Annotated in this window: 14 protein-coding genes and 2 pseudogenes; 3 read left to right on the top strand and 13 right to left on the bottom strand. The window is 44.1% G+C overall.

Going from position 1 to position 23,386, the window contains the following annotated elements; genetic code table 11:
- Positions 1–226: 226 nt before the first annotated feature.
- On the top strand, positions 227–2,266 hold the full coding sequence (traD, locus tag AB6E85_RS06200; RefSeq protein WP_372141882.1) for a type IV conjugative transfer system coupling protein TraD: 2,040 nt from the start codon (positions 227–229) through the stop codon (positions 2,264–2,266).
- 183 nt (positions 2,267–2,449) lie between these two features.
- Positions 2,450–8,234 (top strand): annotated as a pseudogene (gene traI, locus AB6E85_RS06195) (conjugative transfer relaxase/helicase TraI).
- A 20-nt stretch (positions 8,235–8,254) separates the two neighbouring features.
- Here traI and AB6E85_RS06190 read toward each other — a convergent pair.
- The 5 genes from AB6E85_RS06190 to AB6E85_RS06170 all read right to left on the bottom strand — a co-directional run bounded on the left by AB6E85_RS06190 (position 8,255) and on the right by AB6E85_RS06170 (position 10,862).
- Positions 8,255–8,614 carry a hypothetical protein gene (locus tag AB6E85_RS06190; protein WP_166672906.1) on the bottom strand — a complete coding sequence of 120 codons (360 nt, stop codon included), beginning with the start codon at positions 8,612–8,614 and terminating at the stop codon, positions 8,255–8,257.
- 555 nt (positions 8,615–9,169) lie between these two features.
- Positions 9,170–9,613: a lytic transglycosylase domain-containing protein gene (locus AB6E85_RS06185; RefSeq protein ID WP_372141880.1), complete on the bottom strand. Its 444-nt coding sequence runs from the start codon at positions 9,611–9,613 to the stop codon at positions 9,170–9,172.
- A gap of 54 nt (positions 9,614–9,667) precedes the next feature.
- Positions 9,668–10,003, bottom strand: coding sequence for a type I restriction endonuclease subunit M (locus AB6E85_RS06180; RefSeq protein WP_372141879.1), 336 nt, complete (start codon positions 10,001–10,003; stop codon positions 9,668–9,670).
- Positions 10,004–10,080: 77 nt separating this feature from the next.
- Complete coding sequence (locus AB6E85_RS06175) at positions 10,081–10,467, bottom strand: hypothetical protein (protein ID WP_372141878.1); 387 nt, start codon at positions 10,465–10,467, stop codon at positions 10,081–10,083.
- Positions 10,468–10,505: 38 nt separating this feature from the next.
- Positions 10,506–10,862, bottom strand: a complete 357-nt coding sequence (locus AB6E85_RS06170) for a hypothetical protein (RefSeq protein WP_372047800.1) — start codon at positions 10,860–10,862, stop codon at positions 10,506–10,508.
- 473 nt (positions 10,863–11,335) lie between these two features.
- On the opposite strand from AB6E85_RS06170, the pseudogene AB6E85_RS06165 reads away from it, so the two are divergent.
- A pseudogene (locus tag AB6E85_RS06165) lies at positions 11,336–11,454 on the top strand (IS5 family transposase); the annotation flags it as partial.
- Between the two features lie 427 nt (positions 11,455–11,881).
- Here the strand turns inward: AB6E85_RS06165 and AB6E85_RS06160 are convergent.
- The 8 genes from AB6E85_RS06160 to AB6E85_RS06125 form a co-directional block, all read right to left on the bottom strand.
- On the bottom strand, positions 11,882–13,126 hold the full coding sequence (locus AB6E85_RS06160) for a carbohydrate porin (RefSeq protein ID WP_372141876.1): 1,245 nt from the start codon (positions 13,124–13,126) through the stop codon (positions 11,882–11,884).
- A 154-nt stretch (positions 13,127–13,280) separates the two neighbouring features.
- Positions 13,281–15,854, bottom strand: a complete 2,574-nt coding sequence (locus AB6E85_RS06155) for a glycoside hydrolase family 3 N-terminal domain-containing protein (RefSeq protein WP_372141875.1) — start codon at positions 15,852–15,854, stop codon at positions 13,281–13,283.
- A 57-nt stretch (positions 15,855–15,911) separates the two neighbouring features.
- Positions 15,912–16,937, bottom strand: coding sequence for an ABC transporter ATP-binding protein (locus AB6E85_RS06150; RefSeq protein WP_372141874.1), 1,026 nt, complete (start codon positions 16,935–16,937; stop codon positions 15,912–15,914).
- Positions 16,938–17,936, bottom strand: a complete 999-nt coding sequence (locus tag AB6E85_RS06145) for an ABC transporter ATP-binding protein (protein ID WP_372141873.1) — start codon at positions 17,934–17,936, stop codon at positions 16,938–16,940.
- Positions 17,933–18,874 (bottom strand): ABC transporter permease, encoded by a 942-nt coding sequence (locus tag AB6E85_RS06140; RefSeq protein WP_372141872.1) that lies wholly within the window; start codon positions 18,872–18,874, stop codon positions 17,933–17,935. The genes AB6E85_RS06145 and AB6E85_RS06140 overlap by 4 nt, the downstream gene beginning before the upstream one ends.
- A 14-nt stretch (positions 18,875–18,888) precedes the next feature.
- Positions 18,889–19,878, bottom strand: a complete 990-nt coding sequence (locus AB6E85_RS06135; protein ID WP_372141870.1) for an ABC transporter permease — start codon at positions 19,876–19,878, stop codon at positions 18,889–18,891.
- Between the two features lie 64 nt (positions 19,879–19,942).
- Positions 19,943–21,592, bottom strand: a complete 1,650-nt coding sequence (locus AB6E85_RS06130) for an ABC transporter substrate-binding protein (RefSeq protein ID WP_372141869.1) — start codon at positions 21,590–21,592, stop codon at positions 19,943–19,945.
- A gap of 46 nt (positions 21,593–21,638) precedes the next feature.
- On the bottom strand, positions 21,639–23,378 hold the full coding sequence (locus AB6E85_RS06125) for a DUF2264 domain-containing protein (RefSeq protein ID WP_372141868.1): 1,740 nt from the start codon (positions 23,376–23,378) through the stop codon (positions 21,639–21,641).
- Positions 23,379–23,386 lie beyond the last annotated feature (8 nt).

Here is a 23,386-nt window from a genome sequence, read left to right as displayed (position 1 = left end):
AAGGCATGACAGAATCGGTTGGTACTTATCCCGTCATGTTCCCTCAGTAATGACAACTGGTCAATCTTAATTGTGATCACCAAACGATTCTGTCGTACCTTAGCCTTGGCACTCGTAATACACCTCCTTTGTAACCTGTCACCTTATTCCTGATTTCATTCTACCGAACAAAAGCGCCTCACTCAGTGTGGGCGCTTTTTTGTTTTCCTTCACAAGGAGTTTTTCTATGTCTACGACTCGTGGTGGTCAAATCACTTTTCACAACATTCGTATGTGGTGGCAAGTGAACGTGACCACAATAAAGTACATCAATATCTTCGCGGCCTTACTGGGAATCCTCACCACCTACTTCATCACCTCGACTAACACATTCACGGGTGCCTACTACTACAGTCTATTTTGGCTTTTCAACAAGTTAGGTTTTAGCTTAGAGCGCAACGTGGTGGTCGAGTGGGAAGAGCAACGCTACAGCAGCACCCTTGGACAACAACTGCAAAACCCCATCTTGGCACAGTGCTACCAAGAATTGCTGCAAGCCCTGTTTGTTGGCCTACTGGTCTATGTGGCCGCTTCCACCATGCTGTTTGTGATGATTAACCACTGGTTTAAGAGAAAAGGGCAGAAGCAGAGCGAAGATAATCACATTCGAGGCTTTCAATTGGCCGAGCCTAAAGCCGTCACCGCAGAGTTAAAAAAGAAGAAAAAACTCTCCCCTTTTGCGCTCGATGGTCACAAGCTTTTTATTGATAGGTTTGAGGTCAAACACCTGCTGATTGATGGCACCACAGGTGCAGGTAAATCCGTTGCGATTCGCAAACTCTTGCGCTGGATACGCGCGCGAGGCGATAAAACCATCATTTACGATAAAGGCTGCGATTTTGTCAGTAAATTCTATGACCCGCATAAAGACGTGATTTTGAATCCCTTCGATGAGCGTTGCGCTGCGTGGGATATTTGGAGTGATGCCAAAGAGGCTCCAGACTTTGAATCCCTCGCGGCCGCGCTTATCCCGCAACACGGCGAAGGCGACCCGTTTTGGGTAGACTCCGCACGAACCATTTTCTCGGCAACCTGTTATCAAATGATGCTCGATGAAAAACATGAATGTACGATTGAAAATTTGCTGCACATTATCTTAACGTCTGAGCTTTCTACTCTCGGTGAACACTTAAAAGACACCGAAGCCAGCTCCCTGGTCTCGAAAAGTATCGAGAAGACGGCGATCTCCATCAAATCGGTTCTGGCGACTTACATTAAGTCCTTACGTTACTTACATGGTTTGGATGAAAAAGACGCACAAGGCCACCGTAAACGGGCGCCATTTTCGATCGCAGATTGGGTGCAAGATGAATCCCAGCAAGGATTTTTATTCCTATCCAGTAATGCAAGACAACACACCGCCCTCAGACCATTGATCTCGATGTGGCTTGCGATTGCCTCCAACGCCATTCTAGGGATGGAGCCCAATGAAGACCGCCGAATTTGGGTGATCATCGATGAAATGCCTACGTTACATAAACTGCCTGAGCTCACTCACATTATTTCTGAAGTGCGTAAGTTTGGGGGGTGTTATGTACTGGGTTTGCAATCTTACGCTCAATTAGAAACCACTTACGGTCGCAACGCGGCCAGAGTCATTTTTGATTTGCTCAACACACGCTTTTTCTTCCGCGCCCCTTCAAAAGCGATGGCCACCATTTCCTCGGATGATCTTGGTGAGCAAGAAATCGATATCTCACGAGAAAATATTTCTTACGGTGCTAACGCATTACGTGATGGTGTCTCACTCGGCCATCAAAACAAAACGCGTCCTGTGGTTTCTCCTGCCCAAATCCAAGGATTGGATGATTTAGAGTGCTACTTACGTACACCTAACTCTATGCTCATCACTAAGCTTCAACTGAAATACGATCGCATGAGCAATCTCCAACCCTCTTTCATCAAACGCATCATCCCTGGAGGGAAAGCAATGGAGAGCATCGACCAAGCCTTAATTTTTCATGAGTTAATTGCTTTGCATGAACTCGATGAAACCCAAAGAAATCGATTACTTGCCATCCAGCAAAGTACGTACGAAAACGAAGAAGAGCAACAACAAACCAGAGCCCTTCAAAAACAAACCCTTGCCAAAGCCTCGAAAAAGAAAAAACCGACCACCAACGCAACCCAAAACCAACAGCTCGCAGAAGACACACAAAATGCACTTCAGCGAGAAACCGAAGAGGCGTCCATGACACAAATAGAACCGGGCGAGATGTACGATTAACCACACAAAATACAACATCCATGCTCACTGAGAGCAAAAACAATTTTGCCCTCCCCTGTAACAAGCCCTAACCCCTTTCATTCACATCAACGCCGTCCACTAACCCATTCGTACCAAATCCAAATCACCGGCATTTCGCTGACGTGGCGGCTTTGCTGCGCCTCAACAAAAGTAGAACACCTTATGATGTCCATTAGCCCTCTTAAATCCGCCTCTGGCGCCGCCAAGTATTACTTAAACGAAGAAAACACCCAAAATACCCTTGATACGTCACTCGAAAAAGACAGTAACGACAACTACTACCTCAAAAAAAGCAGTACCGATGACAACACTTTTTGGCACGGTCAGTTAGCCGAAGAAGCAGGCCTAATCGGTAAACCGGTTGACCAAAAAACGTTAGAGTTCGTTTTATCTGGACACCTAGGCAATGAAACCATCAAGGGTAAACGGGGCGACCATAAATGTGGTTTTGACCTGACTTTTTCAGCACCAAAAAGATTAAGCACGCTCGCACTCGTTGGCGGGGATACTCGCCTTATTGATGCACATAATGACGCGGTCAAATTTGCTCTATCTCAATTAGAGACAGACGCAGCACAAGCCGTCTCGATTAACAAAGAAGGGGGACGTGAGTTTAACAATACCGAAAACATGGCCTTTGCGGTCGTGCGCCATAAAACCAGTCGTGAAAACGATCCACAACTCCATTCCCATGCCTTGACGGCAAACATGACACGCGACAAAGAAGGGCAACTGCGTACACTCGCCTCTTCTCTCAAACAAAAAGGCGGTGTCATCAATGGGACAGGCGAGCGCATTTACAACTTCCAAAAATACTACGGTATTTTATACCAGAGCCAATTGGCTAAAGAAGTTATAGAGTTAGGCTATACAACGCGAGCCCTCGGCAATGGTCAATTTGATGTTGAAGGCGTTCCTCAAGTATTAATCGACACCTTCTCCACTCGCTCACAACAAATAGAACAACAAACCTTAGATTTAGGCTTTGAATCCCGCGCGGCAAAAGACGTAGCCAACCTTGATACGCGCAAGTCCAAAACCTACGAAAGTGAGGCAACGCTCAATGCTCATTGGCAACAAACGGTGCGCAACGCAGGACATAAGCCCGAAGAACTGGTTAAAAACGCCCTAGGGCTCACTCCACAAGAACATAACCCTGAAGAAATCGCTAAAGACGCGTTTGGTCGCGCCATTGAACACTTAGGGGAATACAACACGGCATTAAAACTGGAAAAGGTCATAGAGTTAGCCGCGGCCGAGTTTACCAAAGGCGGCGTACAAGCCAATGCGATTGACCTTAAAGTGGTCGCTGACCAATGGGTGAAAGACGGGGCACTTATCCCTCTTGCAGAAAAAGGTCAATACACCACTCAAGCCATGCTGAAAACCGAACAAACACTCATGGAGGCCACTCAAGGGCGTGCGCGCCATATGCGCACACCAGTCAATGACGCCACGTTAGATAAACTGAACCTCACTCAAGGCAATCGCCAAAAGGTAGCGGACATTTACCAGTCCACCAAACAGTTTCATGTAGTCAATGTGTTTGGCAGCAGTGAGCAAATCGCGCAGAACCTATTGAACGTCGGCAACCATGTCGGTAAACGAGTCCACTTAGTGTCACAAAACGCCAAAGACAAACACCGTCATAACCAAAACATCCAACGTGAAAGTCATACGGTCGCCACTTGGGTAAAACACCGATTTCAAGAAGAGCATCGTCACTCTGTCCATAGTTTGTTGCACTCAGACGTCCCTATGACCAACAAAGACATCCTTCTCGTCGACAGCGCCCACAAAATGAGCGCCAATGAGTTGATGGCTTTAAACGCAAAAGCTAAAGGATCGGGTAGCAAAGTCATCTTGCTGAACAATACGTCCAGTCGCCAAGGTTTTAAATCTTATAACGCCATCGAGCTTTATCGCAGAGGCAACGTCGTCTCGCACTCTTGGGTAGACAGCAAACAGAAAGACAGTAAGGTTACCTTGCACAACAGCGATACACGCACCCTCGCTAGAGCGTATACCCACTTACCAAACAAAGAAGACACACAAGTGCTGGCGACTTCTCACCTTGAACAACGACGATTGACGGACGCGATCCGTACCTCTCTGCAGAACGAGGGTCAACTTGCCCGCAGCGGTATCACCTTGTTCACTCAGCATCCTCATTATTTGTCTAAGCCCCAACAGGAGTTAGCGCAACATTACAAGCCAGGTATGCTCCTTCGCCATTGGGAAGACGGACAACCTCAAGAGTTAGTGGTTTCAACCTCGGATAAGGCAAACAATCGACTCCATGTCCTGAGCAAAACCGATGGACAAGAATACTCCCTCGATCCCGCTTCCGCCGGATTCAAAGCCCTCAACATGCAGATCTTTAAACCTGACTCGCTGCAAGTTAACCAAGGTGAACGCCTTATGACCACCGGTAAGCACTTTCCATCTGAGTTGAACGCCAATGAGCGTTACGTAGTCACGGATATTTCTAAAGAAACCCTAACGTTAACGGACACGCAGGGCGAATCGAACACCATCCCCGTTGAAGCCCTGAAAGACGCACCACTACAATACGACTATGTCCATACCGCCACTCATATCGAACCAAAGGCGCACACCCTCCTTTCAGGCAAAGCCTTTACGCTCTCGAAAGCGCTCTTTCACGAGCTGACCGAGAAAAGCGCGCGCATCGATGTGTTTACCGACAACCCCGATAAAGCCCAGGCCGCGCTTGAGAAAAGCGAAGTGAAGCTTTCTGCCATCGAGCGAGTCATGCAGACTCAAAACGTCAACGACCGCTACCTCTCTGAAACCACCGCCGCCACAGTCAAAAGCGACATCGAGCAAGCCCTCACTCTCTTAAACAAAGAGCACAATTCACCACTGCAAGAGAAAGCGTTGAACTTTGCCCTGGGTCATCTTTCTGAAAAAGAAGCGGCGTTTACACAAAAAGAGTTAGTCGTCGAAGCCATCCGTTACGCTTTTGAAGAGGCCAATCAACCGATAATCAAAGAGCAAATTGAAACAGAGCTCGCCAAACGCAGTGACGTCCTCTCTGCCGAATACAGCGATGGTACACGCTGGACCACCCAAGCGGCACTCGATACCGAAAAACACATTTTACGAAACATTGATCAAGGGAAAAATCAACACAAGCCGTTTGCCACCCACCAACAAGTCAGACATTATCTCGATGCACAGCCTCGCCTTACCCAAGGACAAAAGGACGGCATCACCCTTATCTCAACGACCAAAGACAGTTTTGTGGCCGTGCAAGGTTTGGCGGGCACCGGTAAATCCACCCTGCTCGAATCCAACCTTGAATTGATTCAACACGCTAGCCAAGCCAGTAAACACTCACCTTCACAAATCATAGGTATTGCGCCAACGCACGCCGCCGTAGGCGAACTGGAAAGTAAAGGAATACAAGCGCAAACGCTGGAAAGCTTACTGACCGACCTAAGACGTGGCATCACCTTACCAAAGGAGTACAAAAACACCCTGTTCTTCCTTGATGAAAGCTCGATGGTCAGCAACCAACAAGCCAAAGAGCTCACCGACCTTGTATTGCAAAGCGGCTCCAAAGCCACCTTGCTCGGGGATAAAGAGCAGCTGCTGTCTCTTAATGCTGGTAAACCGTTTGAATTAAGTATGAGCCAAGGACTCATCGATACGGCTTTTATGACCGACATCCTTCGTCAGAAGAATGAAATACTGCTTGGCGCCGTACACAACATTGTAGATAAGCAGCCAGACAGCGCCCTCGATAAACTCTCTCAGCAAGGCCCTGATACACTCGGTAGCACGCAACATATCGTCTCCACCCTCGATGAGAATGCGAAAGACCAAAGCAAAGCGCAACTCATCGCCACCGAAAAGCTGCCTTACGCTGTCGCGCAGGACTACCTTGCCCGTACGCCCGAGACACGAGAAAACACGCTGATCATTGCTTACACGAATAATGAGCGTGACCACATCTCTGAGCACATTCGTGCCGGACTGATGAAAACACAGGAGATAGGCCAAGAAAACATCATCACCACCCGATTACGCTCTACAGGTGATAGCAAAGAAGAGTTAACCACCATGATGCCTTATCAGAAAGGGCTCATTTTAAGCACCAAGCCAGGAGAGTACGACATCATTACCCACGTTGATTCGGAGCACGGTGTGGTGACCCTTCAAGACGTGAATACAGGTAAGACAAAGCCGTTTTTACCACGTAACAAAGACCACAAATACACGTCACTCTTCGCTCAATCAGAAAAGCCGCTTTCAACCGGTGACAAAATCATGACCCGCTTTACCGACAAAGCGCGAGGCATTAAAGCCAATGTGGAATACACCATCAGCCGTGCCACCAATGAGGAAATCACCGCGCTGTCGAAAGAGGGGCAAACGTTAAACCTCAATCCAAACCAACTCAAAGACGGGCATTGGGATTACGCTTACACCAGAACCGCAGATATGGCGCAAGGTGCGACGTATCAGAACGTCATTACCACCCTCAAGGGCAAAGGCGCACTGACGAACTTAAGACGTGCTTACATCGATTTAAGCCGGGCGAGTACTCATGTGAAACTCTTTACTGACAACCCAAAACAGATGATGAAGAGCTGGTTATCGAAAGAGGTCAATAAACACAGTGCCATTGAAACCATCGAAAACATTTCACCACACAGTACTCCTTACTTTAATGACAAAGCCCTGCCTCATGAAGACGTGCGTTATCAAAATAAAAACGGAGATTTTGACTACAACCAATTTAAAGACCACATCAACCAAGCGCTCCCTAAATACACCGAAAGCTTAGCCATCAATCTATTGGGCCAACCGAACCCATCTAAATCAGACCGTGACTACCTCACTTTTGGCCTTGGAAAATCGGCGATAAAAGTCTCGTTAACGGGGGAATATCGAGGGTATTTTAAAGACTATACCATCGGTGAAAAAGGCTCACTCATCAATTTGATGATGAGTTGTAGGAAAATAAACTATAAGGAGGCAATGAAAGAAGCCCACAACATGCTCAATAAGCCGGATAAATACCAACTCACCGCCAACCCTAAACATGATCAATTACTGAATACGACGCCAAAACACATGGCCAGGTTTGAAGAGAGAGCGAAAGAATATATACAAACCAGTCAGCCACTCACAGGCACATTAGCCGAAACTTACCTCAATAAATTCGGGATTGAACACCCTAAGAATAACCATGTTCATTTTCATCAAGCGGTGTATTCCTCAGAGGATAAGACATTCCACCCGGCGATGATAACTAACATTCACGATAAAAAAGGAGAAACAAAAGCCATTGAAGTGACTTATTTAGACGGGCAAGGAAATAAAGATCTGGCACTCGATATCAATCCACGGATATTAGGCACGAAATCCAAAAAAAATAACGCGATTCCATCAAGGCAGTGATTTGCACACCACCATAATCAGTACCTCAATCGAGAATGCTTTTATTATTAATCAAGCGCATCAAGGCCAATACGACATTATCAATGTCAATCATAAGAATGACATTCAGAATATCTCCACCGATGAAATCAGACAGAACGTTGTGATTGTACTGAGTCAAGGCAATACGGATTTAAATCCCAACAACGTTGAAAAAATCATGGCCAACTTTTCAGGGAGACATATTCAGTTTGTTTCGCCTGACAATATGCTTGAGGAAATCAAACAGGCTATTGAACAATACCATCAACAAACGCATCAACAAAAAGAGGAATTCGACACACCCACTCAAGACCATGATTCATTAACCAACAAGACAGATACTGATATTAATCAACACACAAAAGCAATCAAAGATAAAGAGCTTGAACACTTCGACAGCAAAGAAGCCTCCCCTCAAAAAACGTTTGATTTTAATCAGGAGCGTGACAACAACAATGACCAATATAATAAACTAGATAGAGAGTTAGAGCGGTAGAAAAAGGGGTGTCCAATGGACTACCCTTTTTTTTTGCCTGCCAGAAACTCATCGACTTTATTATCGATATCAGATTTCACCTGTTGCCTAAAGGGTTTGGATTCTTTTTGTTCTCGGAATAATTTTTCACCATCAAAGGTTTGTCCATGAACCACATCAGTGATCGCAGATGAACCACGAACGACACGATAAATCTCTTCCATCAACTCACGATTCGATGGACTATCATCCTCACTGTCATTGAGTTTAATGCGCAGTGCCAACATCAAAAGTTGCCGTGTGGCCTCGGCATCACTTAAGGCTTCCTTATCCCTAAACGTCTTAAAATCTTGCGCTAACTTTCCACGTAATGAGCTTTGTAATGGATAAGAACGTGTCATATTGCCCTCCTCAATCCCAATTAAAAGCATTGTTATTCCAATGAAATTTCAATCAATTAATTTTATAAAACACCCATTAAGCCTTGTCAATAAAGGGCTAAATCAACATTCAATGATTTCCAATTAAAATGACATTGAAAATGCTCTCATCGCTTTGTATATAAGGGGTCAATCAATATTCATTGAAAATATATATTTATCCATTGAAATTTAAGCGGCTAATTAGTGTAATTTTTGAAAATTTTTCCACGTTACTTTAAACGACTATTATATCTTTAAATTCTTGTTTTTATTGTCTTTATGTTTTTAACAGACAACCATTTGCATTGATTTCAATGCGCCGTGGTGTGTGGTTGATTCTAAAGCGGTAACAATGACCTCCAATGAGTCTCCATCAAGTTTGTGTTTTTTGGACTTGTTTTAGAAACGTCGAGAGCAAAAGCCGAACCGTTGGCGATTGAACCGAGGGTGATTGACACCATTAGGGAAGGAATGTAAAACGGAAAAAGAAGATAGTGAGACAACTCTCATTGCACTATTACGGTGCAAGAAGGGTTATTTTAATGGTGACTGATAATAGACTTTTTGAACTTTTTTGATGTATATTTTCCTGGCACTCTCGGTACGTTTAAGAAATCCTGCATTATAAGCACCCACGCTATTCCAGTTATAACCATGACTGGCAAAGTTAGAGCTTAATACCCACGCACCTAATGAAACATTAAAACAAGGTTCGTAAACATTGGTTTCATTGACATTAAATTCAGCCAGTCGAGAAAACCAACTAGAGTTAATTTGCATGAGTCCAAAGTCGCGACTGGTTACTTGACCTTGTTTATTTTTGTTTTCGTTATAAGCATTAGGATCAAGACTGCTTTCGACCTGCGCTATCGCTCGCAATAACCCCGGGTCAACATTGTAATACTGCCCTGCTTCATCAAAACAAAACGAATACCCAACACTTGGAAATATCGACAATAATAATATTGATTTTTTCATAAGCTAAAAAATGGAGTCTAAAGAGACTCCATTATATCGCGTAAATTGACGTCATCAATATTCATTAGGGAGTAAAAACGTAGTGCAACTACGATCACGCTCGGTAATTATCCAGACTTGTTCATTACAAATGGTGTAACTAGATAAAACCCGCTCGCCTGTCTTGGTGGCTTCATCATTGGTAAGTTTATCGTCAACACAGACATTTCCCCAATCACCATTTTGGTGACGATGTAAGTAAATCGATAAATTAACACCAATATTATTATTTAGCAGTTCAGCAATGCCTTGTGTACAAACGACTTTGCCAAGATCAAACGGCACAGCCGTACAAACATAATTTTTTTCTTTTGTTTCTTCGTTACCTGGTGTAACATTTTTAATGTTCATTTTATTTACCCTGTATTTAAATTGAATTTGCCTTGATATTTGATACCGCAAATATCAAGGCGCTTTACTTTTAGCATTTAATAAACATCTTCCGTTTTACGAATGTGATTAAACACCTCATACACTTCATCGTAAGAAATGCCATACCCTTCGAGCTTTTCGACACAATCACAAATGTCATTGGTATAGAAACACTCGTGATTGAATAGCTCACGGCGAATGATCGCTTTTTTACCATTCTCTTCGATGTCTTCGGCGATCCCTTCTTGAGCAATAGAATCTAAACGGTTCATTAATTGCTTCGCATTATCAACAGGGCAAATTAAGCCCATACCTAACAACGCATATTTCACGCCCTCTTTTTTTGCTTCATCGAACTGTTTAGTGGAAAAGGCAAAAAATGCCCCAGCTTCATTAAATGCTTGCGTTTGTTTGGATTGAATATAGTGAGATAAATATTTCATGACTTATTCCTGACGTTAATACAAAAATATCCCAGTAATTAAAACGGGCAACGGTGAAACGAAAAGAGGGCTCTCGAAGGGGTTGATACATCCTTCACAATAAAATTGTCAGTTAAGTCCCCTATTTGAAAGTGGTGCAAGATATTCCTCTCAACCTCAGCCAGAGTGGATGGGTAGAACTTAGAATTACGGGAAGTAAATCCCGCGATTTTGAGTTCAGCAGAGGTAATGTCGCTACACGGCGTAAGAGAAAAGCCGTGCTCTTCTTCCTCTGTACGCTGAGGAATACGCAATAAAGAGATATCATTTTTTGGTGAGCTTTCGTGCCCAGCGGCGAAACGCTGGTCGCTGAAATTCAATTTAGAGAGAGTTGGGGTTGAGTGTCGTTGTGCCATAAGGAGTTTCCTTTCTGTTTGAGTATCACTTTTATGGAGCCGCTTGGCTGTCCATTCCTCAAACAGGGTTCTTCTTTGCAAGGGCGCGTAGCGTTCATTTACCCTTGCAAAGAGGGTTCTGGGTGAGGATGGTCTACAGCCTGCGAGCACCATCAAATGATGCGAGTCGAAAGGGAAATCAGCACATAAGACAGCAAGCCCTTACTCGAACTTAATTGAAATCAGTGAAAGGTAACGAGGAGGCACGACGAGGCGCAGCTACGCAGTAGCGGAGGCGTTGGGTGATTGTTCGCAGTAACTAAATGTCACATCGAGCTTGCTCGATAACAGTGACATAAGTTATCGCGAGAGGAGTGAAACGACGGAATGAGCCGACCGAAGGGAGAACGCCCAATATTTAAATTTAATACGTACTTTATAGGTTGATTGGCGTTGGAAACAGAACCGTCATAGTCAATATTCAGGGATATGCGTCGAATGCGGTTCAAGTCAAATATCGCAATGAATCTAAAGGGTTATTCACCATCTAGCCATTAACTCAACTGGCCTCCACCTTTTTGGTCAGGGAGAGTGGAAAGTGAAAATAACCGGAACTTAGGATATCTACGTTAATTTCCCAATCTTCAGACTCTCAACTAATATAGATATGAATCAACCACCAAATAGGAGAACAAGGAATGATTCTGAAAAGCTTAACATTATTGTCGTTAATCGTATCAGGTTACTGCTATGCCGACGTCGAAATAAAGGTAACGCCCTTTTATGATCAACTATCAGTAACAGTCTTTAACGATGGGGCGAGTATGGAGGGTTCTGTTGTTGAAACAAACTCGTCTAATGGGGCGAGTTCAATCACGAACAGTTATGGAAGAACGACTATCCCAATACAAATTCGAGATAGCCGCTTCGTTACGGTTAATATTATCGATAACGATAAGATTATTGGAACAACTAATGTGTGGATTCCAGATTATGAAAAATCAATGTCCGGTTCATCGTATTAGTATTAATTAAAGTGGTTACCACCAAGCTTCAAACTGCGCACCAAATGTCCAAGTGTCTAGTTCACTGCTATCCGCAATGTGGTAACCAAAACCGTCTTCTTTCCAATTTGTTTCTGAATCTGCATACGTTGCATAAATGCGAATATGCGGAACGCCACCAAAATGGAATTTTTGTGCAAGCGTTGCTTTGAAAGCGGTGTTTTTACCATAGTTGCTTTCGCTTTCTGCCTGCTGATAACCGACTTCTACTTCTGTTTGAGTGAAGCTACTCCAGTTGTATTTTGGTCGAACACCCACACTCAATGTCTCTTTGCCTGACAAATTGTTGTCATCCATAGAAACGTTTTCGTACATGATTGAGTATTGGCAAGACCACTGATCATTGATGGTACAGAAACCATTGTTCAAAACTCGGTAACTGTTGCCTGGCGCATCAAGGTGCACTTTTGCATCTTGTGTCCAACCGGCGACACCAATCCCACCATTCGCTTGTATCGTAAATATGTTATACGCAGGGCCTATGTTCGCTTTATGGTTAACGGTAAACATGTATCCCGCTTTTTCTGCATCACTGCCTTTATTTTCAACAAGCTGGGTATCATCGACGACATAGGCAAAGTTCAAACCTAAAGTTAAGTTACCGCCTAAGAAGTCGATACTATGTATTCTTGCTTCTGGTGAGATAACAGCAGATTTCAGCCTATCAGGATCAACACCAAGCTCTTCGTAATCGCCATTGTGGTAGGTTACGGCAAGGTCCACTAATGAGTTACCAAAAGACTCATTCAGCTCAATGTCTCTAACACCTACACCACGACCGGTGTTATCCCAGTGCTTAAAATCCAACATGTCGTCGGCTAAGTTTCGTGTGTATCGATGACCGGCCCACATGCTAGTGATATCGCTACCCATGACCCCATAAAGCTGACCCCAAGCCTGCATAATGGTAAACGAGTTCGATCGAGAGATTGGGTTATGCCATGTACCCATCATGAAACCGATTTCTGCTCTCTGATTGCCCTCTTGGTGTAAGTCATGTCGCACGCCAAGCTCGGCCCAATCGTCTTCATTACCCAAACGATAACGACCAGATGCACCTTCTGCTTTAATATAGTCAGGGTGACCATTCCCATTTGAGCTATCTGGTGACACGTGAAGCCCAGCACGCGCATAACCGAAGAAGTCGGTTGAGGCTGCTGCACCACCTGAAAATCCGATAAGAGAAAATAACACTGCGGTAGAGAGAGTATTCATCTTCATATTGTTTACCTTGTTTTCCGTTAAGTTATTATTTTTCTAATTATTTGTTTTATTAATTCCCAGATTTTGGGCGTAAAGTTCCCCTCTCCTTAAAATAAGGAGAGAGTTCTTATACTGTTAAATTAATTTACTAATTTAGTATTATAATTAATTACTATTCATTCCAACTGACATTAGCGAGTACAAAGTCTCCTTTCCCTTCCGCATATATAACAATTGGCGTATTCACATATATAATGTCCATCCCTATTTTTATCAGGTCTTGTACATCTATTATCACTTCGACAAAACGGTCTGAAACAACAAAATATTCCGTAATATCAATTTTGTTGATATCACTATACCCTGCCCTAGTCGCGCTTTTTTCAAGTGACAAGTACACGTTGTTCTCTGGATTGACTAACCCTTTAATTTCAAACCTCAGCGTGCCATTTCTATACCGGGTCAGGTTTTCAACGCTGCCATCTCTTGTTTCCAAGTAAACGGCGCAGAGTGTATTACCAACAGTCACCTGCATAGCATCCTGTTGTTGCTGGTAGTTATAAGGTTTCGTTACGACATCATTAAGCACCATTTGGTTATTTCTTGAAATATCGTGGCCAATCCAGTGAACCTCGTCAGCGACTTTTAACTGGTAGTCACCAATGGTTGATTGAACCCCATAAACGTGCGTTGTCGCTTCAGTCAAGCTATCTATCTGCGACTCAAGAGGCTCTACGTTATCTAAGGCTAAGGCATCCAAGTCGCCCTCTTGCAGAGCGGTTGTGTAATTTAACCCATAGCCAAATTCAAACAGAGGTTTATGCTCGCCTTTCGGAGATTGTTCATTCTGTGGCAGTTGATATTCTGGAATATGATTCGGAATCACATTGACTGTGGAACTGCGCTTCTTGTTCGGCCAGCTGTAAGACAATTTACCCGTAAAATCATGGCTGATCGCCCCGTTGACATCACGAAGTAATAAGTCGGTGACACCAACGCCTTCACTGCCCGGTAAGAAAGCTGCGACAAACGCGTCTGAGTTCGCGATCTCTTCATTAAGGTATAAAGGTCGACCACTAAAAAAGACACTAATGACGTGCACGCCCGCTTGTTGCAACTGAGCAATTTTGTTTGAATCAGAGCGGTATGTTTTTTTCAACGCGCGGTATTCAAGAGATTGCCACTCTTTGATGTCTCCCATCATTTCCGCGTAAGGATCCTCACCAAAGACGACGATGGCAATATCACCTTCATTAAGCTCTGACGTTAGCTCTGGATCGTAATTGACATGACTTTCACCTAACTCAGACTCGAGAGCCATTTTTAAGGTTGTTGCACGAGGGAAGTCCTCTAACGTGTTTTCATCACCTTGCCAAGTTAAACTCCAACCGCCCGCTTGTTTTTCTAAACTATCAGCGGCACTTCCGGTAAGGATGACCTTCTGGTTTCGGCTAAGCGGTAAGATCTGGTCTTTATTTTTCAGTAGAACCAACGACTCTCTCACTGCTCGGCGCGCAAGATCTCGGTGCGAATTGGCACCAAGTTGATCTTGTTTACCCGCGTATTTTCTTAGTGTCGGTCTTGGCTTCTCCCACAAGCCCGCGCGCATTTTTACTCTCAAGATACGCAGCACAGCATCGTCAATTCGGCTCATCGGGATTTCGCCGCTTTTAACGCCAGCCAATGCGGACTCAATCACACCTTTCCAGTTTTCTCTCACCGGAACCATGAGAACGTCATTCCCGGCATTTATCGCGTAGTTTGCATTGGTGTCTGTGCATTTGTTTACCTCAGAATGCCCATGCCAATCCGTAACGACGACCCCATCAAAGCCCATGGTCTGCTTTAGAACATCATTGATTAAGTACTTACTGCCGTGGATTTTATGGTTATACGCTTCTCCATCTTCCGGTGTTAAATCATAGTTCGCCGAGTTTTCCCAACTATTGAATGAAGACATCACAACCTGTGCGCCTGCCTCTAAGCCGCTAAAGTAACCACACGCATGAATGTTACGTAGCAAATCTTCACTGTACGTATTGACCCCTCGGTCTATGCCTGACACCGTTCCACCGTCTCCCACCCAGTGTTTCACGTTAGACAAAACCTTCTCATCACTCTTTAGTTGGTCTACGTTGCCTTGTAAGCCCTCAACCATTTTTCCTGCGTAAGCGTAGGTGATACTTGGGTCTTCTGAATAGCCTTCGTAAACCCGGCCCCATCTTAAATCTCTTGGAGTCGCAACGGTTGGAGCAAACGTCCAATCTAAGCCTGTTGCAACGATCTCTCTCGCCGTAACCTGACCAATCTCTAAAATGAGTTCAGGATTACGAGCACAACCTAATCCAATGTTATGAGGGAATACCGTTGCACCAAATACATTATTGTGACCATGAACGGCGTCCGTTGCCCAAATAAAAGGGATTCTGAACGGTCTGTCACTGAACATTTCTTCACTCACTAACCAGAACTCATCCGCTTTATCTGCCCAATCTTGGGCTGACGCATGCTTATTACTATTTGGCCATGCTCCACCACCATTAAGCATCGAACCTAACTTATAAGCCTTAAACTCTTCTGGCGTCACTTCCCTAATTTCGGGTTGAATCATTTGACCAATTTTTTCTTCTAACGTCATTTGGGATAAAATAGAAGTAATCTCTTTCTCTATTTTATTATTTTTAGGAATTTTAGACACAACTTCAGGCCATTCCTTAAAATAAGGAACGTTATTAATTTCGCTCATATACTTCACCAACGATTTTTTATTTAGCACCCAATATTAATTGAGTTATATTTTTATTTATTTGAACAAGTGGCAACGAACAAAATGATTCGGGTTTATTTCCACAGGCTCTGGTAAATATTCGCCACACTCTTCTTTTGCCTTAGGACACCTTGCCGCGTAAGGACACCCTTTCTTATCCGGTGACCATATCGGCGTTTCCATCGATCGATGTGTCGGCAGTGATTCATGAATACTTCGACTTGGATCTGGCACCGCAGCCAATAGCAGTTGCGTATATGGGTGTTGCGGAGTTTGGGTGATATTCTCGGTATCTCCCCATTCGACCATATGACCACAATAAAGAACGACAGTATCGTCGGCGAAATAGCGCGCAGTGGCAATATCATGCGTAATGTACATGAACGCTTTGCCCATCTCTTTCTTCATCTTATTCATAAGATTCAGAACGCCGATGCGTATCGAAACATCGAGCATTGAGGTGGGTTCATCAGCCAAAATGACATTCGCCCCAATAGCTAAGGTCTTAGCTAGGAATACACGTTGTCTTTGCCCACCCGATAATTGATGCGGGAACTTATCCAATACCTCTCGAGCGGGTGTTAAACCAACCTGGGTCAAAATATCAATTAGGCGCTTATCCATCTCTTCGCCTTTTTTTAACCCATGATAGATCTTCAGCGGGCGCGAAAGGTGGTATCGAATCGTATGAAGTGGATTCAGGGAGCTGAATGGGTCTTGGAATACCATCTGAACATCACTTCGATACGCTGCTAACTCTTCACTAGAGGTGATATCGTCAATGTTTTTACCTTGATAAAAAATCGCGCCATCGGTAGCTTCGTGGATCTTCGTCGCGATTTTAGCACTGGTACTCTTGCCACATCCTGACTCACCAACAACGGCTAAGCAGCGACCTTTGCGCAGTTGGAAGTCTAGGCCATTAACCGCTCTTAGATACTCTTTCTTTCCAAAAAATGAACTTCTCTTTTTCGGAAAATCGATGGTTAACCCTTTTGCTTCCATAACAACGGGGTGATTTTTTTCAAATAATTCGTGGCTAGCTTTTGTCATCGTATCCATCTAGATCACCTCTACTTCGCGTTCATTCTCTGTACTTTCTATCGATATTGGGTAGTGACAAGAAACCCAACGGTTCCCTTCACATGTCAATGTCGGCGCAACGGCTTTACATGTTTCCGTTGCTTTGAAACAACGAGGAGAAAAACGGCAGCCTTCTGGTACATTTTTTAGATCCAACGGCGTTCCTGGTATTCCCTTCATCTCTTGAAGTTCACCGTGAAGCGTTGGGAACGAGTCGCCCAAGCCATGCGCATACGGGTGTTTTGGTTTACTCAGGATCTCTTTTGATGGTGCTAGTTCAACCAACTGCCCGGAGTACATGATCCCAATTCGGTCACATAACTCGACCATCAGACTCAAGTCATGGGTAATGAACAGAATGGAAAAACCAAACTCTTGCTTCAATTGGTGTACTTTCTGCAAGATCTCTCGCTGCACAACCACATCAAGCGCCGTGGTCGGTTCATCCATGATCAAAAGTTTTGGTTTTAACGCCAGTGCCATTGCGATAACAACGCGCTGTCTCATACCACCAGAGAACTGATGTGGGTAATCAAACAGGCGCGCCACAGGAATATCAACAATGCGCAGTAATTCCTTGGCCTTTTCTATTGATTCTTCACGAGAGTTAACCAATCCATGGGCATCGAAAATGTCGTAAAACTGATATTCAATGGTTTTGACTGGATTCAGACAGTTCATTGCACTTTGAAACACCATGGATGTGTCTTTCCAGCGGAAACTTCTAAGTTCATCCTCATCCATTTTAAGCACGTCTTGGCCTTCAAACAACACTTGGCCTTCAGAGATCAACGCCGGCGGTCTGTGAAGTCGCATCAAAGAATACGCAATGGTGGATTTTCCGCAGCCTGATTCTCCTGCTAATCCTAGTATCTCACCCTGTTCAATATGAAAGCTAACGTCATTGACCGCGCGAACTCGGCCATCAAAAGTGATGTAGTCTACACATAGGTTTTTTACTTCAACGAGTTTCTTCATTGTACTTGCTCCACGAGTTTCGCTTCGTTCTTCTTAGCCTTCGCAGCTTTCTCCGCTTTTTTCTCTTCACGGCGATAGCGAGCCATGATGCGCTGTGCCTTTAGCTTAGGATTTGAGATTTCATCAATTGAGAAATTAAGAAGCGCTAAACCAATGGCAACCGATGCGAGAGCCACACTAGGGGCAGCAATTTCCCACCACGCACCTAAACGAATGGCTGACGTTTGGTCTGCGTTATAGAGCATTCCACCCCACGTGACACTGAGCGGGTCTCCAAGACCAATGAACTCAAGAGTCGCTTGCGTCATGATGGCGAATATCACGGTGCCGATGAAGTTTGAAGCTAGGATAGACATCATGTTCGGCATCACTTCAGCAAATAACATGCGCTTCTTAGACTCACCCATCACTTCTGCAGCATGAACAAAATCGCGGTTTCTAATTGCCAGAGTTTGAGAGCGAAGTACTCGCGCGCCCCACGGCCAAGACGTCGCACCAATAATGACGGCAATAACCAGCGGCGATACCTGATCGAGGAACGAAGCCAATACAAGCATCAGTGGTAAACTTGGGATAACCATCACTAGGTTAGTGAAGAAAGACAATACGTTATCTACTTTACCGCCGAAGTAACCAGAGCTAATTCCGACGATCATTGCCATGCAGATAACAAAGGTTCCTGCCACAAAACCCACCATCAGAGAGATTCGACCGCCGTACAAGAGCTGAGCCCAAACATCGCGCCCCATTCGAGTCGTCCCGAGTAGGTTTTCCATATTCGGCGCCATGTGTGGTCTACCGATTCGGGCAGCTGGGTCGTATTGCGTTAGCAACGGTGCAAAAAGGCACATTAAGCAGACAGTCATAACAATGGTTAAACCAATGGCTGCTTTAGGATTATCGACAAAGAACTGTTTCATCAATTTAATAAATTTCATTTTCTTCACCCAAATTAATCTAGTTCAGTACGTAGACGCGGATCGAGAACAAACAACAAACAATCTGCAATAAAGTTGGCACCCAGAACCATCACGGTCATCACAAGTAAATAGCCTTGGATAAGCGGGTAGTCACGAGCTAACATCGCTTGGAATATAATCTGACCAAGCCCTGGATAGTTAAAGATAATCTCAATGATTAACGACCCACCAAATATGGCCCCAACAGACATGGCAAAGGTTGTGATCATTGGTAGCACAGCGTTTCGTGCACCGTATTGAATCATGACTTTTTTATCTTTTACGCCTTTTGCCCAACCCATCACGATGAAGTCTTCGCCGAGCTGATTGATCATGTTTGAACGCATGCCCATCACACCGCCCATACCCAATGCCAACATACAAATCAAAGGCAGTGTTAAGTGGTAGGTGACACTAGAAATAAACTCGATGTTCCAACCGGGATCCAGCGCTGGGTCATAGGCATACCCAGTTGGAAACCAACCGAGATTCGAGGCAAATAGGAAGTACATGCCAAGTGCCATGACAACCGCAGGTACTGAAGAAACCACAACAGAGCTGATGGTGACAATCGAGTCAGTCAAGGTGCCTCGTCTCCAAGCAACGTATATTCCAAGTAACGTTGTAATGGTGTACGAAAGAATTAAGTAAGAGCCAACCAGTAACAGCGTCCACAACATCCCTCGGCCAAGAATCTCAAAGACCGGCTGGAAAAAACGCGTTGAGGTTCCCCATTCACCCATCAAGATAGAGTGCACATAATTTACAAACTGTTGAAATAATGGAGTATTACTGGAATAACCATATAACACTTCAAGAGATGCGATTGTTTCCGCGCTAATTTGACCACCATTTTGTGCCAATCGCGCTAAAAAAGATTGAATAGGATCACCAGGCATTAAGCGCGGTAAAAAGAAATTTATCGTTACTGCTGCAAAGAAAGCGAGTACGTAAAACCCTAAACGATTAAGTATATATTTCATATCTTCCCTTTATCGTCAATTTGAGGAGTTCTATTCGAACTCCTAAATTAATAATTTAAATAGACTAAGTTCTAGGTTTAATATGCATAACATGTAGTAGCTTATTATTTTCGAACGGTGCAGGGTGAGCCACTGGATTATCTTCACTAAAGAATCCGGTAAAGCGTGTATCGTTATAGGAATACCAAATAGCATTATAATAAAGTGGGATTTGAATTAAGTTGTCAGAGAAATGTTTCTCTATTTTGCTGCTTAATTCTTTTTGTTTGTCACTGTCTAATGTGACGCTCAATTCCTGGATCACTTCATCAATTTGATCATTTTGATAGTTTGTCATGGTTGTTGACCACCACTGACCACCTTTAGCGTAACTCGAGTGCATTGTGTACTCGTAAAACTTCCAACCCGAAGAGGCTATGCTGCCGCCACCAAATGTTGCGTCGAAGTTTCCACCTCGCCAGTTTTGGCTATAAGCCTGCACTTCCGGTGTAATGAGATGCGCATTGATACCCGCCGCTCTTAAACCATCAATGGCGATCATGGCGTTGTTCACCATCGCTGACCAACCACTAGGGACTTGCATCACGAAGCGAAGCTCGCTACCGTCTGGGTTTTCAACGTAACCGTTGCGATTCGTGTCTTTATAGCCAGCATCGGCTAGGTATTGCTTCGCCAATTTCAGGTTGTAATCTGAATACTGATTCCATGCCTCGTCTGCCTCTGCGTCTCGCCAGCTTTGCAGGGATGCTGGAAGGTTCGTCGCTGAATTACCTAGCTGCACATACCCATACGCACCAAAGTCACGCATTGCTTCACGGTCCATCGCTAAGTTGAACGCCTTGCGAAAGTTAATGTCGTTAAACGCTTTCTTCGCTCCTTCATTTTTGGTTTCAAAGTTCAAGGTAATACGAACGCCATCGCCAGAAGGGAACCAGTATTTATTTCCCTCAGAAGCGTTAACAAACAAGCGCTCGATATCTGGAACGAAAATGCCATTCCAATCGGTTTCCCCTTTGCCCATCATTTCAAGCGCCGCATCGTCTGAGGCATATTGAGGAAACTCTAAGCAGTTCAATGCAAGCTCGTTGTTCCAGTAGTGTTCATTTTTACACTGGATATAAACTTGCGGTGTAAAGCGAGCGATTTCAGTAAAAGGGCCGGTACCGACAGGGGACTGCACCAACTCTTGAGCAGGGTCTTTAATGTCCTTCCATATATGCTGAGGAATGATCTTTGTCGACAGAATATCTAAGTGCGAAAAAGCATTCTTTTTAGCAAGATTGATCACTATTTCATGGGCATTAATCTTTTCAACACTGGTGATAGAACTGCCTAACCCTGTAATGTCTATCGCTGGATTTTCATGTGTGTAATTAAAGGTAAAAATCACATCGTCGGCAGTAAAAGGAACCCCATCAGACCACTTCACTTCTTCCCTTAATTTCACGTTAAGTTGTGTTAGATCTTCATTCATTTCGTAACTTGTCGCGAGCCAAGAGTATTCTTTGGTATCGTCAAGCAGGTTAAATATAAATAGAGGTTCGTACGCAAACTCTGCAGAACTTAATCCCCCTAGCCAAGGGTTGAAGTTATGTGTCCACGCCGTTGTTTGTTCACTTAATATTTTTAGGTTTGGAATATCATTTTCACTTGCATTAGAAAATCCGCTTAATGACATTAAACCAATTGTTAAACTTAATATGTTCTTATTCATAGGGTAGCCTTTATATAATTATTTTGCATCTCTTCGACTTTTATATTTATTTTTTAGGGACAGCCTTAAACTTGCTGGATAACAAATGTTGTCCTGCGGGTAATTTTGTTAACAAATATGGCACATGGGTTCTTGGCGAAATAAGGTTACTGTGTAATCGACAACAGCATTTTGCTTGTTTCTTATGCGGGTCATTGCTAATTATTTCTGAGGTCCCATTATCCCCTGTTAGCGCAGATTTCGCACCAATACCGTCTTTTTGAGCATCGATTTTGTGCTCGCTATACCAGTTGCCTATCGAGAAACCAGACTCAACAACCCAAACCTCTTGTTCCGTTGTGAAGTGATGAGTTCGAATGCTTTCTCCAGACTCCAGTACTTCTATTTCTGTTAATACTGAAACGTTACCAGAGGTCCATTCAGCTATTAATGTATTGTTATCAACCGTGACTTTTTCGTTCTTAATTCTGTATTGCCAGTTAACACCAGAGTCGAAACTCAGAGCCAAGATATTGTCACCAAAACTTAACATATTGCTGTATTGAAGCGCCCCAATATCCGCCCCAAACGCCGTTGAGTAAGCAAACTTGTTGTATTTATCAAGCTGAAATTGAGGTTCAATCGGGCCAGCAAAGTGAACAATACTGTGACCATTCACACGCTGAGCAATGGAGCTCGCACTTGGCATTGGGTAAATCGTTTTATCAAGCTCTAATGGCAGTTCATTACAAGACCAAAACGGATGAGAATCTTCCAACATTAGTGGCAAGAAAGCCTTGAACGCCCAGTACGGTGACGTCGGCGAATTATAGCCTTCGCATACATTCAAACTCGGATAATCATAGCCTCGGCTCAAGATGCCATTTGACGTGAAAATTGGCTTTCCACGCCATTGACGAATTTGTCTTGCCCATAGACCTTTGATCACACCAAGTGGCATGGTTTCAAGGTTTGCTGTCGCAGCTGCCCCCCAAAAGCCAGCCGTTGCAAATCGATAAGTCAGCGAACGCCCTTGCGCTAGACATTCCCCGCTATTGGCAAACCAATACGCGAACGGTTCGCAGTATTCAGCCGCTCGTGATAGAAACACGTCACTGAGCTCTTTATCGCTGTTTTCAATCAATGTGGCATAGATTAAGCCGTAGTAATGAAGAGCAAAGCCGCCATAGTGGTCAATGTTGCCAACCTCTCCGTCGCCGTACCACCCGTCACCGAGATAGAACCCTTTAAGCTTTGTTAAGTATTCCGCCTCTAACTCGATATCAACAAGGTCAGAGCGCCCTACTTTACGCAGACCTGCTTGAACAAGGATGGTAAAGAATAGCCAGTTGTTTTGTGGCATTGGGCATGACTGAATCTTTGCCAACCAGGTAGCTAAGTTGTCTTTAGCCTTTTCAGAAAGAGGGTCCCAGCCGTGTTCAGGAAGTACAGCGAGCAAGAAGCCAAACGCCGCCATTTCAACACTTCGCTGATTAATTCCCTTAGGTTGACCCCAGTAGTTTGAGTGCTCAGGGTCAGTGCCTTGAGAAATCAAATCGTGATAAAGCGGCCAATACTCAAACTGTCCCCCGCCTTTCACTAGTGGAATGATTCCCCATAATGGACGAGCAACGCCTTCCAACGCACTCGCTTTCATGTCAAAAATCGCTCCGCCTTCTTTTAGATCAATGGCCGCACCTTGTTGCTGAAAGTACGGAACCAAAGGCTCGAAAAGGTCATTCAAAAGAACTTGATAGTTTCTTTTCGAATTCATCGGGTTTTTATCAAAACGTTCGTAGTTAGCCATGAGTTTTA

Origin of the sequence: Vibrio sp. 10N.247.311.51 (assembly GCF_041467855.1) — a bacterium.
In the GTDB taxonomy this organism is placed as follows: Bacteria; Pseudomonadota; Gammaproteobacteria; order Enterobacterales; family Vibrionaceae; genus Vibrio; species Vibrio coralliirubri.
Note: the sequence above shows the minus strand (reverse complement) of the source record. Positions and strands in the feature narration are given on the sequence as shown.